This window comes from Accumulibacter sp., from assembly GCF_029255145.1.
GTDB lineage: Bacteria > Pseudomonadota > Gammaproteobacteria > Burkholderiales > Rhodocyclaceae > Accumulibacter.
This window is the reverse complement of the sequence record NZ_JAPUVQ010000148.1, coordinates 1-16,985: the sequence shown is the minus strand read 5'-3', so window position 1 is coordinate 16,985 and position 16,985 is coordinate 1. Positions and strand designations below refer to the sequence as shown.

Here is a 16,985-nt window from a genome sequence, read left to right as displayed (position 1 = left end):
CCTTGTTCGCCTGCGGCGTTTGCCGCACACTGGCCGCCCAAACCGTACGAAAGCCCATCGATGGCGCTGAAAGCCACCATCTTCAAAGCTCAACTCACCGTCTCCGATACCGATCGCGGCTACTACGTCACGCATGCCCTGACCATCGCCCGCCACCCCTCGGAGACCGACGAACGGATGATGGTGCGGCTCCTGGCGTTTGCGCTGCACGCCAGCGACAGCCTGCAATTCACCGCCGGCCTGTCGACCGATGACGAACCCGACCTCTGGGAGAAATCGCCGACGAACGAGATCGATCTCTGGATCGATGTCGGCCTGCCCGATGAAAAGCGTCTCCGCAAAGCCTGCGGTCGAGCGCGGCAAGTAGTGGTGTATGCCTACGGGGGCAACAAGGCCGACATCTGGTGGAGCCGGGTCGGTCCAGCGCTCGACCGCTTCGACAACCTCAGTGTCTTCCAGCTGCCACGCGCGGCCACCAGCGACCTGGCCACGCTGAGCGAACGCGGAATGAGCATTGCCTGCATGATCAGCGATGGCAGCATCTGGCTGAACGATCGCACCAGCAACATCTGTGTCGAACCGGCGGCCTGGATGAATGCTCGCCCGGGCAAGCAATGATCGTCGTCGCGTCGGTGGCGCGATCGCAAGCCACCGCGTGATCCCCGGAACCACTGCAGCAGGCAGGCACCCGATCACAGGCCAAACGCCCGCCGCGCCAATCAGTGCCTGCGGACGTCCTCAGTTGGGCGGAAAGCGACGGGCAAGGTGGGCGTCATAGACCATTTCCGCCGCGTCAATGCAGCGTGCGCTGCCGGTGGCCAGCAGGTCGGCATAAACCAGCGCCGCCGGCACGGTATCTGTCCGTGCGCCTGTCTGCAGCGACTCCCCCCAGAAAGGCTTGCGCAGTTCGACCAGATGCTCGTAGGCCGCGGGACTTGCCGTTTCGAGGTGCTCCTCGGCAATCAGCCGCGCCGGCAACTTGTCACCGTAGATGGTCAAGGTACTCGGACTCGGTTCGCCAGTGAGCAGCACCGCCGCCGCTTCGCCGCCCCAGCGGGCGTGCGCCGGGTTGAGCTGCCAGTCGTGCCAGGAGTCGAAGTGCTGCGCCTGATAGCGGGCGATCAACGTCTTCCCGCGCAGGCCGATCGCATAGGCCTGCGCCCACTCGTCGAGCAGTCGCTTGCTGGCAGCGAGCGAGCGGCGCCGGTCGACAACGACCAGCGAACCGCGTTGCCGCAGGTCGCCGACGACCGCCGGCATGGCGCCCAGGGCGACGTCGGCAGCGGCGGCGATCGCCCGGTACGGCGCGCCAGCCAGATCGGGATCGCAAATCAGGGCAAACAGGACCTTGAGCCTGGTCGCGGTGAAACCGCTGCTGGCGCGCAGTGCGACTTGCTTGGGATGCAGCTTGCGGCCGCTCACGTAGACGAGAAGGCCGCGGCCGTCGAGGTAGGCATTGCCCGCCGCGTCGGCGAACTGCTGCTGGTGTTCGCGCAGTTGGTCGGCCAACGGCGGCGTCACGTGGTCGCAGACCAGTAGCGGCGGCAGCTGGCCAACGTCGACCGGGTCACGCAGCTGACTGAGCACGGCGCCGATCGACCCCGACGACAGCCGGCGCTTGACCACCGCGGCATAGTCGAAGTCAGCCCCGTCCCTGCTGACACGCAGCGACGGGGCAGCCCCCTCGGCTTCATCCTGCACGTTGACCAGCAACCCGTGTCCTCGCAGCGCCTGCGCGACCCTCTCCAGGAGGGTGCTTTGCTCTTCCTCGCCCATCGCCGCAGCCCATCACCGTGGTGAACAAGCGCCAATTATGAACGCAGATCGGCGGCGCTTCCAGATCTTGCTGCGTTCATGACTCGGTCCGTCGCGGCACCGTCTGCACGTGGCAGCGCGCGGCGGTGGACACAACGCGTCGCACGCGGCGCTGGCTCGCGCGACCTACGCAACGACCTGCGGCAAGCACGCGGGCAGCGAGCGTGCCGGACGCCGGTCGAGCAGCGGCAAGTCGCGGCCCCGCTGCCACAGCCGTTGCAATGGCTCCAGCAGGCGAGGCAAAAGCAGGCTGCGCGAGGGACTGGCGGCTTTCTGGAAGCGGACTCGCCCACTCCCGATGGCTTCCAGCAAGGCCAGCCCGCGGCCGCGAACATGGTGGCTGTCACCCGGCGCCAGAAAGATGTCGCCGGCTTCACCTTCGACGGTCAACCAGACCAGCCCGGCCGTACAGATGATGCGCACGCCGCTGGCCGACGTCAGGCGCACCGGCGCATTGTGGGCGAGGCAGAACTCGCTGTTGAACAGGTCGAAGTCCATGGCCGTCTCTCCTTTCGTTGTCTTCCTTGTTTCGATGTAGAGCAGTGTAGGACGGCCGGGCTTGATAATACAGCCACAAACTGACAGAATTGTGACCAGCACAGTTTTAAACACGAACAACTGTGCTTGTCTTAATCAGCGGCAACTGTATTGGTGGACGTCAATGGAAAACGAACTCTTGCGTTACGAGAGGCTGGCCGAGGACTTGAGCGGCATCATCGTTACCGGCAATCTGCGACCGGGCGAGCGACTGCCATCGGTGCGCCGCCTTTCGCGCGAGCGGCGGCTGTCGGTGTCCACCGTGCTGCAGGCGCTTCGCCAGCTCGAGGACCGGGGTCTGGTCGAAGCACGGCCGCAATCCGGGTATTTCGTCCGCCATGCGCCAGCGCGACTGGCGCAACCAAACGTCCGCTCGACACCGGAGGAAGCGGTACCGGTCGATGTCAGCCAACGCCTGATGCGGGTCCTGCAGACCGGCATCAAGCCGGGCGTCGCGCCGCTCGGCGCCGCCCTGCCCTCGTCGACGCTGTTGCCGCTGGCCGCGCTGCAACGGCTCTATGGCGGCGTGGTGCGGCGTCACCCGCAGCTGCTCGAAGGCGGCAGCCACATCAACATCGACGAAGCGGCGCTGGTCCGCCAACTGGTCCTGCGCTCGGTCGGCTGGGCCGGTCCTCTGGCGGCGCGCGAGTTCGTGATCACCAACTCGTGCACCGAAGCTCTCGCGGTCTGTCTGCGCGCGGTCACCAGTCCGGGCGACACGGTGGCGGTCGAGTCGCCGGCGTACTACCTGATGCTCCAGTTGCTCGAGATCCTGGGTCTGAAAGCGCTCGAAATCCCGACCGATCCGCGCACCGGCGTGTCGATCGAGGCGCTCGATCTGGCCACCCGCGAAGGCCAGGTGGCGGCGTGTCTGCTGGTACCCAACGCCAGCAACCCGCTCGGCAGCATCATGCCCGACGAGCACAAGCAGCGACTCGCCAGGCTGACCGCCGAACGCGGCGTGGCGGTAATCGAGGACGACATCTACGGCGACCTCTACTTCGGCGACACCCCGCCGCGAACCATCAAGGCTTTCGACAAGGCTGGCAACGTGATGCTCTGTTCGTCCTTTTCGAAGTGCCTGTCACCGGCTCTGCGCATCGGTTTCGTGGCCGCCGGACGCTACCGCCGGCAGGTCGCCCTGCAGAAGACGGTGACCAGCGGCGGCACCAATCCGGTCACCCAGCAGGTGCTCGCCGAATACCTCGAATCGGGGTCCTACGACCGGCACATGCGCGGCCTGCGGCGGGCCTACGCGCACCAGGTCGAGGCCATGCGGGCAGCGGTGGCGCGACACTTCCCGCCGGCGACGCGGATCACCCAGCCGCAGGGAGGCTTTGTCCTGTGGGTCGAACTGCCGGAGAAGGTCGATACCACCGCGCTCTACGACCGGGCGATCGCCGCCGGCGTCGCCTACGTGCCGGGCGAGCTGTTTTCGGCCAGCGGCATGTATCGAAACTGCCTGCGGCTCAACTGCGGCAACCCGCATACGCCGGAGATCGAAGACGCCGTGCGCCGCCTCGGCGCGCTGATGGCGTCCTGAGCCGCGGTGCGCGGTGCGGTCCACCGGTGGCCGTCACTGGTCGATCGGCACCGCCTGAAAAGCCGCGCTGGCTTCGAGTCTGGCCGCCAGCGCTTCCAGCGCCGGGTATTCGCCGGCCGGCCACTCGTCCGGCTGAACGTAGCGCACGAAACCGATCCCGACAGCGGTGCTGATGTCGGCTTGCGTCAGCCGGTCGCCGACCAGGAAACTGCCGCCGCTGCGGGCGATTCCTGCCAGCCGCTGTTCGAGCATCGAAAAAGCCTGCCGCAGCTGGCCGCGCAGACGGCTGCTCCACTCCGGCCACTGCAGTTCGGGCGGACGCTTGCGTTCGTATTCGATGGCCACCGATTTCTCGGTGGCGACGATCGCCAGCGCCGTCGCCTGCAGCACCTGCCGCCGCTGCGGCCCGGAGCGCGGGGTCAGCGGCGCCAGACCGCGGTCGGCGGCGAGTTCGTCGAGGTAGTCGAGCAGATACGCGCTCTCGTAGAGCTTCTCGCCATCGGGCAGCGTCAGCATCGGCACCTTGAACAAGGGATTGATCGGGCGCATCGCATCCATTTGCCGGAACACCGACAGCGACAGATGCTCGAAAGGGACTCCGTACAGCGTCATGGTGATCGCCACGCGCCGGACAAAGGGTGAATCGTACAGGCCGAGAAGCTGGTGTGGTGTGTTGCTGGTCGCTTCGCTCATCGTTTTCTCCGGTCGTTGAAGGTTTGCGTCGGGCCGGGCATGACGCCCGTGATTTTCAGTTGCAGCCGATCAGCGACTGGCGTGGCCATAGTCTAGGCAACTTCCAGCGGCGACGGCAGCGTGCCGTCGGCGGCGCCAGCCGTACCCGTGCCGGCAGATCGGCGGCGGCGTTGGCCGCCGGCCACGATTCGACGACGACCTTGCCGGCGCCGACAACGACATGGCGATCGCCGGGACGCAGCCAGATGTCGCGCCCGCCGCTCTCTTCGGTGAGCCAGAGGCGCGCGCCGACCGCGGTCAGCGTCCAGCCGGCGATCCGCTGCAGCGAAACGGCCTCCGAGGCACTTGTTTCAAACTCGATGCAGGGTAACAGGATGGCCATGACGTTCTCCTTTCCGTGCTTTGATGACTGTTCCGCCGGGAACAGATGTGGGCTATTCTCGACCCCGGACGAATTCCGGACAATCGAATTGTTTGCCCGTGACATGTGAAGAAAATTGACAGGTAATCGAACCACGCCGCCACTCGGCAGCCTGCGCGCCTTTGTTGCGGTGGCCCGAAGCGGGAGCGTTACCGCCGCCGCCGAGCAACTGCATCTGACGCACGGCGCGATCAGCCACCAGTTGCGACAGCTGCAGGACTACCTGGGACTGGCGCTATTCGAGCGCAGTGGCCGTGGCCTGAAGTTGACCGTGCAGGGCGCCACTTACGCGGAACAGCTTGCGCGCGCCCTCGACGAGATCGCCAAGGCCACCGAAAGTCTGCTGGCTGCCCGCGACTACTGCCGGCTGCGCGTCAGCTGCATGCCCTCGTTCGCCGCCCGCTGGCTGCTGCCGCGGCTGGGCCGCTTCATCACCGATCAGCCCAACCTCGACGTCGAGGTGCAATCCAGCACCCGGCTGGCCGACCTCAAGGGCGGTGAAGCCGACGTCGGCGTTCGCTTCGGCCCCGGTCGATACCCGGGCCTGAGCAGCCGGCTGCTGATGAAGGACTGGTATTACCCGGTTTGCTCGTCCGAGTTCATCGCCCGGCATCAACTGGCTTCGCCGGCACAATTGATCTCGCTGCCGCTGTTGCGATCCAGCGCCGAACTCTGGCAACCGTGGTTCAAGGCCGCCGGAGTGGTCATCGAGGAACCGCAGCGCGGCACGGTATTCGACGACTCCAGCCTGATGCTGCTGGCCGCCGCGTCCGGCCAGGGCGTGGCGCTGGCGCGCCATACGCTGGCCGCGGACGACGTGGCGAGCGGCCGCCTGGTGCGCCCTTTTGCGACCGCGGTCGAATCGCCGTTCTCGTACTTCGTCGTCTGCCGCCTCGCCGACGAACACCAGAACGAGGTTGCCGCGTTTCGGGAATGGCTGCTCCAGGAAGCACTTTCGTACTGCCAGCCGGCGGGCGTGCTGCGGCCAGCAGCGAGCGACTAGACCGTACCGCCGCCGGCGCAGCGCACGCCAGCCGACGCGGCTTTTCTCGACGGCCCGCGCCAGGCTGCCGCGGGCCTGGCAAATTCACTCCCGGCGCCTCGGCGAACGTTCCACTTCCAGAACCCGCCCGCGCCCCTGCTCGGCGATCAACAGACGCCCCGGTGCCAGCGAGAGAACCGTTTGCGCCGAGCGCAGATGGCGCAGGATGACCTGCAAGGATCCGCCATGGTGGTCGAGCAACAGGAGCCGTGCGCGATGAGTGGCGTCTTCGGTCACCCACAGCCCCTCGTCATCGCACATCAGGAAGCCCGGCGCGTTGAGACCGCCAAGCACCAGCTCGTCGCCACCCTCCGACCGCCAGCGCTTCACCCATCCCTTGCCTTTTTCGGTATAGAACAGCTGCCCATCCGGGCAGAGCGCGACCCCCTCGCCTTCGCTCAGATCGTCGCGCAAAACCGTCAGTACCTTGGCCGAGGTGTCGAAACGCAGCAAGCGGCCATCGCCGGCGCGGTCCTCGATCGCGTAGAGATAGCGGCCATCGACGGCGACGCCTTCGACATTCCTGCCGGGGAACAGCGCCTCGGCCTTGCCGCCATGCAGCCACAGGACAGGATGATCGCCCTCCTCCTGAGCGACGACGATGCCGTCACCCAGAGCCGCCAGTCCGTCGGGTTTCGAAAGGCCTGGCAGCACCAGCGAGCGTGCTCCATCGGCTGCCAGCGTAAACACGCTGCCGCGCTGGTTTTTCAGCTCCTGGCTGACGTAGAGAAGGCCCTGCCGGTCTCTTGCCAGAGCGCTGACGTATGGCACGCCATCGAGCACGACCCGATACGACCAGCCGTCAGCGGCGGTCACCGGATAGAAACGCTGCCAAGCCAGGAACCCCAGCCCGCCCATCAGGGTGCCGAGGGCGGCCACTGCGACGAACAGCCGCGTGGCGGCTTTCTGCCGGCGCCAGGCGGCGAGAAACGGCGAAGTAAGGAGCGTGGGCATCGGACCGGTGGTCTGTCTGCAGCGCCCTGGCGAAGTCGCTCGAACAGGGGCAGCTGCAAGGGGTGGGAGAAGGTGCTTGAGCAACATCCGTCAGCACGCTGAAACGGAACCAGCTGCCCGAATGATCGACTCCGTCAGCAACCGGAGATCGCCAGGCGACAGCCAGCGACGCGACAGCAGGGGTCAAATGATAGCGTCGATCCGCTGGCAGCGCAGCTCGATTCCTTGGCGTGGTTGCGCTCTTGCCGGTCCGGCGCGCCTGCTCAGCGTACTACGATGTAATGTGGCGTAACATTTTCGTCACCGGCTCGCGGTAAAATCTGGCATGCCTGTTATCGAACTGACCCTGCTCCTCCTGCTGGCAATCGCCGTCGGCGGCGCACTGGTCCGCTGGACGCCGCTGCCCTTGCCGATCCTGCTGGTGGTGGTCGGCGTCGTGGCTTCCTTGCTGCCCGGGCTCGACGCCATCGTGGTCGATCCGGAACTGTTCCTGCTGTTGTTCATCCCGCCGATCCTCTTTGCCGACGCCTGGGTATTGCCGCGCCGCGACTTCGTCAGCACGCTGAAGCCGGTACTGCTGCTGGCGCTCGGACTGGTCGTCCTGACCGTCGTCGCGGTCGGCTACGCGATGCACTGGCTGATTCCCGCGATGCCGCTGGCGGTCGCTTTCACGCTCGGAGCGATCGTCTCGCCGACCGATGCCGTGGCCACAGTGGCGACCACCCAGCTGCTGCCCCTGCCGGCGCGCATCGTGCTCATCGTCAACGCCGAAAGCCTGCTCAACGACGCCTCCGGACTGGTGGCCTTCAAGCTCGCCGTCGCGGCGGCGGCGACCGGGCTGTTCTCGTCGACGGTGGTCGCCGGCGACTTCCTGCATCTGGCCGGCGGCGGCATCATTATCGGCATCTCTGTCGAGTGGTTGGGTCGAGAGCTGCGCCAGCGCCTGATTCGTTTGCGCGCCGACGACCCCGTATTGCAGACCCTGCTGACGATACTGATGCCCTACGGTGCCTACCTCGCGGCCGAGGCATTGCACGTTTCCGGGATCCTGGCGGTGGTGGCCGCCGGGCTATGGGCCAGCGGCCAGGAGGTCAAAGGACTGACCGCCGATGCGCGCCAGCACGCCCGCGAAGTGTGGAGGATGCTTTCCTATGTCCTCAACGGTCTGGTCTTCGTCCTGCTCGGCCTGCAGCTACGGCGCATGCTGACCAGCGTCGACCAGTACGCCGCGCTCGATCTGGCCTTGTACGCGCTCGTCCTGTGGGCCTTGTTGATGGTCTTGCGGATTGCCTGGGTGTGGATTTCCGCGCACCTTCGGTTTCGCCTGGGCTGGGGCTGGAGCGGCAGCGACTCGGGTCCCGATCCCAAGCGACTGCTGCTGGTCAGCTGGGCGGCGGTACGCGGCTCGATCACGCTGGCGACGGCGCTTTCGGTGCCGACGATAATTGCTGGCGGAACGCCTTTTCCCGAACGCGACCTGGTGGTCTTTCTGGCTGCGGCGACGATCATCCTGACTCTTGCCTTCAACGGCGTGCCGCTGCCCTGGCTGATCCGCAAGCTGGCAATCGACAGCGGCCAGGAGAACCTGGACGAAGAGCACGCGGCCCGCGCCGAAATCGCCCGCGCTGCACTTGCCGCCGTGGCCAACGTCGCCAGTGACCTCAGCGACCCGGAAGACCTCGCTTTCGCCGAACAACTGGCCCGCCGCTATCAGGGCAAGATCGAGTTGCTCGAGGGCGATCCGGGCCACGCGACGCTGCGAGCGACGCATATCGCCGTGCGCCGGCGCCTGCGGCTGGCCGCGATCGGCGCCGAACGGCAGCGCCTGCGCGAGTTGCGCGCCAGCGACGTGATCAACGACGAGAGCCTGCGGCTCATCGAAGCCGAGCTCGACGAGCGCGAACTGGTTTCGTCGATCAGCGTGGACCGCGGCTAGCGCCAGGCTGGGGCACGCTTCTCCGCACCGAGGGTCACACGGCGAACTGCAGCGCGGCCAGACGCGCATACAAGCCGCCGCGAGCGACCAGTTGCAGGTGCGTACCGGCGTCGATCAGCCGCCCATGCTCGAAGACGACGATGCGGTCGGCACGCTGCACGGTGGCCAGGCGGTGAGCGATGACGATCGTCGTCCGGCCGCTGATCGCCGCTTCCAGCGCCGCCTGCACCACCCGCTCGCTCGCTGCGTCGAGGCTGCTGGTCGCCTCGTCAAGCAGCAGCAGCGGCGCGTTCTTCAGGATCGCGCGGGCGATGGCGATCCGCTGACGCTGACCACCGGACAGACGAACGCCACGCTCGCCGACGAAAGTGGCGTAGCCCTCGGGCAGCCGCTGGACGAACTCGTCGACGAAAGCGGCGGCGGCAGCGGCCCTGGTTTCCTGGTCACTGGCTCCGGGCCGGCCGTAGCGGATGTTGTCGGCGATGGTGCCCGAAAAGATCACCGCTTCCTGCGGCACCACCGCGATCCGTCCACGCAGCTCGGCCAGGCGCAGGCGGCGCAGGTCGATGCCATCGATCGTGATGACGCCTTCGCTGACGTCGTAGAAACGCTGCAGCAACTGCAGAACGGTCGTCTTGCCGGCGCCCGACGGCCCGACCAGCGCCACCGTCTGACCCGCCTCGATGCTCAGATCGAGTCCCTGCAGGACCGGCTGCGCCGGTCGCGCGGGGTAGGCAAAACGGACCCCTTCGAAGGCCACGCGCAAGCCACCAGCCGGCACTGGCAGGGCGGCCGGCTGCTGCGGCTCGTCGATCGGCGAACGCGAGCGCAGCAGTTCCATCAGCCGCTCGGCCGCCCCCGAAGCGCGCAGCAGGTCGCCCCAGACCTCGGCCAGCACCGCCACGCTGCCGGCGACGACCATCACGTAAAGAGCCGTCTGGCTCAGCTGGCCGGCGCTCATCTCGCCAACCATGACCGCCTGCACGCCGCCATACAGACCGTAGAGCAGCGAACCGAAGACACCAATGATCACGAAGGCGGTGAACGCCGAACGCGTGCCGGTGCGGCGGATCGAAGTCGCGAAGGCCCTTTCGTTGGCCAGCGAGAAGCGTGCCGCTTCGGCGGTCTCCTGGGTATAGCTCTGGACGATCGGGATGGCATTGAGGATCTCGCCGGCGATCCCGCTGGTATCGGCAAGGCGGTCCTGGCTGGCGCGCGAGAGCTTGCGCACCCGCCGACCGATCAGTCCCGCCGGCAGGACGAAGAGCACGATGATCCCGGCGACGGTCAGCATCAGACGCGGCGTGGTGGTCACCAGCATGGTCAGGCCGCCGGCGAACAGGACGATGTTGCGCAAGCCCATGCTGACGCTCGAACCGACCGCGCTGTGGATCACCGTGGTGTCGGTCGTCAGGCGCGACAGCACCTCGCCGGTCTTCAAGGTCTCGAAGAACTGCGGGCTCTGCCGCAGGACGTGCGCGTAGACCGCCTGCCGGAGGTCGGTGGTCACCCGCTCGCCGATCCAGCTGACCATGTAGAAGCGCGCGGCGGTCGCCAGGCCAAGGACCACCGCCACCGAGAAGAGCAGCAGAAAGTGTTCGCGTACCGCCTGCATCCGTTCGCCGAGTTCCGTGCCGGGCGGCAAGCCGAGGCCGCCGTCGACCAGCAGCTTCACCGCGTAGGGGAGCGTCAGCGTCGCCGAGGCGGCGAGCAGCAGGAGCAGCAAGGCCAGCGCAATCTGCCTGCCGTACGGCGCCAGGTACGGCAGCAGGGCCCGCAACGGGCGCAACTTGCCGGCGGCAGAGCGCCGCGACTCGGCGCCAGCCGTCGCGGTCTGCTCGCCGGATGCCTGCGAGTTCAGCCGAGCAGCCCGCGCAGGACGCCCCAAACACCACCCAGCCCGAGCGCCGCGAAGCAGAGCATCGACAAGCCGAAGCCAGCACCGCGCGACTTCGGGTCACGGGCGTAGGCCAGCGCGTACCAGACCCGTGCCAACAGCCAGCCACTACCGAAAACGGTGGCCCACAGGCTCGACAGGTTGAGGGCGAAAACCCACAGCACCGGCAGGAAGGCGACGGTGTTTTCGAGGGTGTTCATCTGGATCCGGTAGGCGATCTCGAACTGCGGGTGGCCGGTGGTTGCTGGCGCCCTGATGCCGTGCTTGATGCGGCAGCGACCGACGTAAGCGGCGCAGGCGAAAAGCAGCAGCGAGCTGGCCAAAGTCAGCAGCGTGGGTCCTGGGTAATCGGTCATGATGGCCATCCCTGGCTGGTTTTGGTTTCGGAAGGCGAGGCCGATGCGGCCGGTGCCCGGCGGACGCCACGGACTTTCGCGGTTTTCATCGCTCGAAGAAGACGTCCCGATAGAAGGCGTAAAGCGACGCGTAGAGGACCGGCAGCAGGACCAGCCAGCCGAGCAACAGCGGCAAGCTGGCGATCACCGCGGCGAGCAGGACCAGCAGGCCGTACAGGCAGAATGGAGCAAAGTTCCTCCAGGCGGCGAAGAAACTGGTCTTGATCGCCTGGACGGCCGAAAGACGCTGAAAGACCACCAGCGGCGGCGCCAGCCAGATGGCCATCGCCATCGGCACGAAGAGCAGCAAGGTCGTCAGAAAACCCAGCGAGAGCAGTGGCAAGGAAGCGGCGTCGTAGCGCGAGCCCACCAACATCGTCGCCAGCGCCACCACCACCCCGACCACGGCGGACAACACCAGCATCGCTGCCAGATACAGCAGGCCGATCAGCAGCAGGCCACCCGGATTGCTCGTAAAGCCTGCGAACAGGTGCATGAAACGGACCTCGCCGCCGTCGTCGATCTCCTTGCAGCCGATACTGACACCACCGATGAGCACCGGAATCAGCAGGTTCACCGCCACGTCCAGGAACGGGACGGAACTGACCGCCAGCATCAACAACATGAAAGCGACCGCGATTCCCATCCAGGTTCCCGGTGCGGTGCGGAATATCGCCCAGCCACGGGCCAACCACTGGAAGCCATGGCCGACCGGCAGGCAGCGCCCTTCGGGGACAAAACTCCCGATCACTGCATCGCGGTGCTGGTCGACGCCCACTGCGGCCGCCTCGAAGGGGTTGGATTCACTGTTCATCGCTACCTCATGCGATCCGAAATACCGGAAATTGGTTGCGCCACGGCGTCGTTCGATCGGCCGGCGCCGGCGCGGCGAACACTATAACGCGCCGCAGCGCTGCCCGGCCCAGTGTTGCCCGATATAGCAGCGATTGGCGACAGCGCCCGACCGCGCCACCACCAGGCGAACGGAAGTCGGGCGCCGCCGATCGAAGCGGGCAACGCTCCTTCGCGGACGGCCAGCAGCGCCTCGTTGGCAACCGGCCACCAGGCGAAGGCCTGGGTCGAGTCGACCACACCAGCCTCCGAACGGCCCTGAAGGGCCGCGACATTTTGTAACATCCATGAATCAGCCAGATGGAAGTTATGGCATGGTACTTTGCTTTCCAAAACGTAATGCAGATGGCGGGTCCGTGTGCAGCCGTGCCAGCAATCCCTTGACGATCGCCAATTGAACCAAACAGAAACGGGAAACCCCTTGAAAACACATCAAGTAAAGTCCCTTGCTGCCGCAACGCTGCTCAGCGTCCTGGGGGCAATTTCCTCGGCTGGAGCCACCCCGATCACCAAGTAGGTCGCCATCCGGGCAGTCCAGGCCTGTGACGATGACGGTTCGAATGGCGCCTCGGCGACGATCTATGAAACCTATGCCGACAAGATCTGGGCGCAGGCGGGAGTCGATTTCCTGTTCCTGCCGACGGTTCAATGGTGGAGCGGCTCGATCAGCCCCTATGACTTCGATGTCGACGACGGCGCCGGACTGCTCAATGCCGGCACAGCGGTATTGGGCGACTAGATCGCCAATGGCATCCTGAACATGTACTTCGTCTCCGACCTGCAGGTCGTCGGCGGGACCCTGTACGGCTTCGGTTGCGCCGCCCCGACGTTCGCCGCGGCTTGCAATAACGAATCACGGGGCGCGATCAACTCGACCGATGTCGACAGCTTCAACGGAGGCGGCGAGCGAATCAATACCGTCTTGCACGAAGTCGGCCATGTGCTCGGCTTGACGCACAACGGTTATGGCGCTGGCGGCGGCGAAAACCTGATCACCAGCGGCAGTAACCGGACGTTGCCCGGCAGCCTGGCCGAGATCAGCGATGACGGCATCACCGGCATGAGCCTGTTGACCGCGCCGCAAATCACCGAGGCGCGATCGAGCCCGCTTGCCAGGGATCTAGCGACGGCCGAGACCGCGCCGCTGGTGCTCGCCGGACTGGCCAAGCTTGGACTGGGCGCCACTCGCCGCCGGCGCGCCGCGGCCATTGCCGCCTGACCCGAACGGCGAATGAGCCCACACCGGCATCTGGCCAGCGGGCTTCTCGCCGCCTTGCTGTGGCCCACGGGGTCGATTGCGGTGGACTTCGTCGCGGCGCTGGTACAACGGGAAACCGTAGTATCGGCTAGTGGCGCTTACACCTTCGACATCGAGTTGGCCAGGCGCTGGCGCGTCGACCCCGCCACCGGAACGCTGCGCGCCATAGCCGGTGGGCAAGCGCACACGCTGTGGCAACGAAGCCTGCCGCAGCGCGTGCGGCCCCGTTTTGCATCGGCGGCCGACGATGGCACGGTCGTCTTGTTCGACCAGTTTGACAACATCAAGGGACCGACTGCTGTCTTGCTGGTCAATCCCCAAGGGCACGATGTCGTCAGGCTGACGTTTGACGAAATTGCCCGCGCAATTGGCGCGACCGAATCCCGGGTGCTGCACCAGGCCAAGCACGGTGCCTGGATTCAAACTCTCCCCCGGCTGACCAGCACCGAAGCGCTGGTGGGAGTCGCCGGGCGAACGCTGTCGATCAACCTGGCCACCGGTCAAACGCAGGTGGCGCCGCGCTGAAATCCGCAGGGCTGCGCTCGCAGGCGGCTTGCGATCTTCTCCCCCGCAGCAGTCGCACCCGCCACCAGCTGCTGCTGCAGGTCTCCGGCCGCCAGACGCAATGCCCAGCGTCGCCTGGCTCGCAGGACCGACTCTGTCATCAGCAGAGCACGATCTGCTGACCGTTCAGCCTCTTCACCGGCTCCTCGTTAACGGAGCCCTTCCCTGCCGGCGCATCAGGCACGCCACGCTATCGCCTGATGTTCGGTTGCGCGGTCCACTACTCCCGTTCCTGGCCAATCGCACGATCTTCCAATTAACCCTCCCCTTTCACACCTCCACACCGCGCAATGCCGCAAACCCGATGCGGACTTACGACCTTCCCGGGGAAGTCACGGGCATCACCCCAGATTGACGCCTTTCGGTTCCACGTCGTGGCCTTCCTGAAAGGATGCGGCCCTGAGCCGAGCGGCCGCCCGATCCGCGACGCCGCCTGACCTGCCGCCGGGTCGCCACGCCGGCCATTGTCGGCGTAGTTCAGACTCCGCGCGGTCGCCAGTGCTCCGCCCTGAAGAGAACGCCCCGCCCTGGCGGGGCGCTCTCTTCGAAACGACCGCGATCTCATCATGCGTGCTGGCGACTTGCTCCCGAGCCCTAGTTATGCGACACGTCGCGAAGGCGCCGACGGGAACTCGTTGGTGCCTAATGCAAGCGACACGGTCCAGCATGGTCCATCCACTGCCCACCTTCTGGAAACCTGACCCACCTCGTCACCAACCAAATCGCAGAGCGGAAAGCCGGTCGTTGTGCGGCCACGCAGGACTGCCCACACCGGGCGCAGAGCGATGGCCAGAAAAACGACAAGAACAGACAAGCCAATGGCCTGCTTTTCGCCGAATCTACTTGCCGACAGATTTGTTTCCGATGCTTGCTGGTGCCATTGACTTCGCCGTCGTTCTTGTGTGTAGATCCGGCCACGAGGATGCAGAATGAAGACGGGAGGAGTCCGGTCAAACTCGCTCGCACCAGCGATCGACATACAATGGGGGAAATCATCATGGCAACAATATTTGGCAGCACCGGTGACGACAGCAACGTCGGCGGCACGCCCAACCTGGCCAACGGCACGACCGGCAACGATACCTTCCTGACCTCTCTGGGCAACGACTTCGTAGGCGCCAGCGCCGGCAACGACAGTTACAACCTCGGTTACAAGAGCAGTACCAGTTACTGGCGTTACGGCTTCAACGATTTCGACACGCTCGACTACCGCAACGCCTGGAGCAGCTTCGCGCTGCCGGACGCCAGCAGCCTGCGCATCAATGCCGACCTCGAACTCGGAACGATCAAGAAGCTCAACGCCGCCGGCACCGTCGTTCTCGCGACCGACTCGGTGGTCGGAGTCGACCGCATTGTCGGCACAGCCGGCGACGACACGCTGCTGGGCCGCAACTTCTGGACCTACGAAGAGTTCCGCGGCCACGGCGGCAACGACCTGATCAACGGCCGAGGCAACGAGGACGCCGTCAGCTACGTCAACGAAGCGACTACTGCCGGCATCACGGTGAACCTGGCCGCCGGAACGGTGACCAGCACCGACGTGAAGGTTGGTACCGACACGCTGCGCGAAATCGAGGACGTCATCGGCTCGAACCTCGCCGACACCTATAACGCCGCCGGCTACGGCGGCTCCAGCGTCAATCGCAACTCCTGGGGCCATAGCTGGAACATATTCACTCCCAACGGTGGCGACGATGACATTACCGGCAACGGCGACACCCGGGTCAGTTACACCGGCGTCGGTGGTGCGATCACGGTCGATCTGAGCGGCCTGACGGCACCGGGCGTCAAGGTCAAGATTGTCACGGCATTCACCGACGATCCGCTCAGGAGCGCCTATGCTCCTGGGACGAACGTCCAGGGTTCGGGAATCGACGGCGCGCAGGGCGGGTCGTACGACGACACGCTGATCGGTGGTGGCCAGGTCAACACCCTGGGCGCCCGATCGCTGGCGAACACGCTGTCCGGCGACCTCAGTTTCGAAACCTTTCGCGGCAACGCCGGCAATGATTTCATCAACGGCAAGACCGGCTCCGATCGTGCCGACTACCGGGGCGGCAACCAGATCGAAGGGATCGTCGCCAATCTCGCTGCCGGCATAGTCAGCGGCGATCCGTTCATGGTCGGCATCGATACGCTGCGGGGCATCGAAGGGATTCGCGGCACCTATCTCGACGACGTCTACAACGCCACCGGCTTCACGCTGTCGAATGCCGCCAGTCCCTCGGTCAACAGCGGTGACATCGTCGTCGTCCCGCCCACCGGCGAAGCGTTGGCGTCTACCGCCTTCAACCAATTCCAGGCCATCGGGGGCAATGACACGGTCACCGGCAACGGCGCGACGCGCATCAGCTTCAGCAGTATCTTTGTCGAGAAGCTGGTGGCCAGCGTGCCGTCGGTGCGCGCGACTTTCAGCACCGCCAGCGATGGTTTTGCCGAATTGGGACTGACCGACGGCGGCTATGGAACGGTGACCTTCACCGGTGTCTTCTCGCTCCGTGGCAGTGAAGGCAACGATCAACTTGCCGGCAGCACGGGCTACCAGCACCTGCTCGGTGATTACGGCGACGACGTTCTGCTCGGCGGCGACGGTGCCGATATCCTGGAGGGCTACGACGGGATATCGGGTGCAGAACTAAACCTGACCACTCTATACACCGATAACGACTTGCTGGACGGTGGCGCAGGCGACGACCTGCTGCGTGGCGACTTCGGCAACGACACCCTGATTGGTGGCAGCGGTAACGACACCATGGAAGGTGGCACGGGCAACGACACCTACGACGTCGACAGTCTCGGCGACGTGGTGAGCGAGACGGTCGCGGGAACCAACGGTGGCGTCGACACGGTGTTGAGTTCGCTCACCGCTTATACGCTCGGCAGCAACGTCGAGAACGGGCGCATCATGCTGCCGGGAACCGCCAACCTCACCGGCAACACCCTCGCCAATGTTCTCTACGCCGGCGCCGGCAACAACGTCCTCGACGGCAGCACCGGCACCGACACCGCCTCGTACGCCTACGCCACTGCCGCCGTGACGGTCAGCCTCGCGGTCGCCGGCGCGCAGGCGACCGGCGG

Annotated in this window: 16 protein-coding genes; 7 read left to right on the top strand and 9 right to left on the bottom strand. The window is 65.9% G+C overall.

Annotated features, from left to right (window positions below; translation table 11 throughout):
- Nucleotides 1-60: 60 nt before the first annotated feature.
- Nucleotides 61-618 carry a YaeQ family protein gene (locus Q1L50_RS18865; protein WP_300341761.1) on the top strand — a complete coding sequence of 186 codons (558 nt, stop codon included), beginning with the start codon at nt 61-63 and terminating at the stop codon, nt 616-618.
- Between the two features lie 120 nt (nt 619-738).
- Here Q1L50_RS18865 and Q1L50_RS18860 read toward each other — a convergent pair whose 3' ends face one another.
- Nucleotides 739-1,776: a type IV toxin-antitoxin system AbiEi family antitoxin gene (locus tag Q1L50_RS18860; RefSeq protein ID WP_300341759.1), complete on the bottom strand. Its 1,038-nt coding sequence runs from the start codon at nt 1,774-1,776 to the stop codon at nt 739-741.
- A 165-nt stretch (nt 1,777-1,941) separates the two neighbouring features.
- Entirely contained in the window at nt 1,942-2,313 is a 372-nt protein-coding gene (locus tag Q1L50_RS18855; protein ID WP_300341757.1) for a DUF2917 domain-containing protein, read from the bottom strand.
- Nucleotides 2,314-2,476: 163 nt separating this feature from the next.
- Between Q1L50_RS18855 and Q1L50_RS18850 the strand changes: the two genes are divergently transcribed.
- Entirely contained in the window at nt 2,477-3,895 is a 1,419-nt protein-coding gene (locus Q1L50_RS18850; RefSeq protein ID WP_300341755.1) for a PLP-dependent aminotransferase family protein, read from the top strand.
- Between the two features lie 33 nt (nt 3,896-3,928).
- Here the strand turns inward: Q1L50_RS18850 and Q1L50_RS18845 are convergent, their stop codons facing one another.
- On the bottom strand, nt 3,929-4,588 hold the full coding sequence (locus tag Q1L50_RS18845) for a glutathione S-transferase family protein (RefSeq protein ID WP_300341754.1): 660 nt from the start codon (nt 4,586-4,588) through the stop codon (nt 3,929-3,931).
- Nucleotides 4,589-4,643: 55 nt separating this feature from the next.
- Nucleotides 4,644-4,970 carry a DUF2917 domain-containing protein gene (locus Q1L50_RS18840; RefSeq protein WP_300341752.1) on the bottom strand — a complete coding sequence of 109 codons (327 nt, stop codon included), beginning with the start codon at nt 4,968-4,970 and terminating at the stop codon, nt 4,644-4,646.
- 115 nt (nt 4,971-5,085) lie between these two features.
- Here Q1L50_RS18840 and gcvA point away from each other — a divergent pair, with 115 nt between their 5' ends.
- Nucleotides 5,086-6,012 (top strand): transcriptional regulator GcvA, encoded by a 927-nt coding sequence (gene gcvA / locus Q1L50_RS18835; RefSeq protein WP_300341750.1) that lies wholly within the window; start codon nt 5,086-5,088, stop codon nt 6,010-6,012.
- 84 nt (nt 6,013-6,096) lie between these two features.
- On the opposite strand, the gene Q1L50_RS18830 is transcribed toward gcvA, so the two are convergent.
- Nucleotides 6,097-7,005: a hypothetical protein gene (locus Q1L50_RS18830; protein WP_300341748.1), complete on the bottom strand. Its 909-nt coding sequence runs from the start codon at nt 7,003-7,005 to the stop codon at nt 6,097-6,099.
- Between the two features lie 325 nt (nt 7,006-7,330).
- On the opposite strand from Q1L50_RS18830, the gene Q1L50_RS18825 reads away from it, so the two are divergent.
- Nucleotides 7,331-8,941, top strand: a complete 1,611-nt coding sequence (locus Q1L50_RS18825) for a Na+/H+ antiporter (RefSeq protein ID WP_300341746.1) — start codon at nt 7,331-7,333, stop codon at nt 8,939-8,941.
- A gap of 34 nt (nt 8,942-8,975) precedes the next feature.
- On the opposite strand, the gene Q1L50_RS18820 is transcribed toward Q1L50_RS18825, so the two are convergent.
- The 4 genes from Q1L50_RS18820 to Q1L50_RS18805 form a co-directional block, all read right to left on the bottom strand.
- Complete coding sequence (locus tag Q1L50_RS18820) at nt 8,976-10,721, bottom strand: ABC transporter transmembrane domain-containing protein (RefSeq protein ID WP_300341745.1); 1,746 nt, start codon at nt 10,719-10,721, stop codon at nt 8,976-8,978.
- A gap of 77 nt (nt 10,722-10,798) precedes the next feature.
- The gene (locus tag Q1L50_RS18815) at nt 10,799-11,194 is read right to left on the bottom strand and encodes an MAPEG family protein (protein ID WP_300341743.1); all 396 of its coding nucleotides are present in this window, start codon (nt 11,192-11,194) and stop codon (nt 10,799-10,801) included.
- Between the two features lie 85 nt (nt 11,195-11,279).
- Nucleotides 11,280-12,047: a BPSS1780 family membrane protein gene (locus tag Q1L50_RS18810; protein ID WP_300341741.1), complete on the bottom strand. Its 768-nt coding sequence runs from the start codon at nt 12,045-12,047 to the stop codon at nt 11,280-11,282.
- A gap of 2 nt (nt 12,048-12,049) precedes the next feature.
- Nucleotides 12,050-12,418 carry a hypothetical protein gene (locus Q1L50_RS18805; RefSeq protein WP_300341739.1) on the bottom strand — a complete coding sequence of 123 codons (369 nt, stop codon included), beginning with the start codon at nt 12,416-12,418 and terminating at the stop codon, nt 12,050-12,052.
- 427 nt (nt 12,419-12,845) lie between these two features.
- Here Q1L50_RS18805 and Q1L50_RS18800 point away from each other — a divergent pair, with 427 nt between their 5' ends.
- From Q1L50_RS18800 to Q1L50_RS18790, 3 genes are all read left to right on the top strand, one after another.
- On the top strand, nt 12,846-13,304 hold the full coding sequence (locus Q1L50_RS18800) for a zinc-dependent metalloprotease family protein (protein WP_300341737.1): 459 nt from the start codon (nt 12,846-12,848) through the stop codon (nt 13,302-13,304).
- A gap of 12 nt (nt 13,305-13,316) precedes the next feature.
- A complete protein-coding gene (locus tag Q1L50_RS18795; protein WP_300341736.1) occupies nt 13,317-13,868 on the top strand; it encodes a hypothetical protein in 552 nt (183 codons plus the stop codon).
- Between the two features lie 1,036 nt (nt 13,869-14,904).
- Nucleotides 14,905-16,985, top strand: a 2,081-nt coding sequence (locus Q1L50_RS18790; RefSeq protein ID WP_300341735.1) for a calcium-binding protein, incomplete at its 3' end; no start/stop codon positions are given.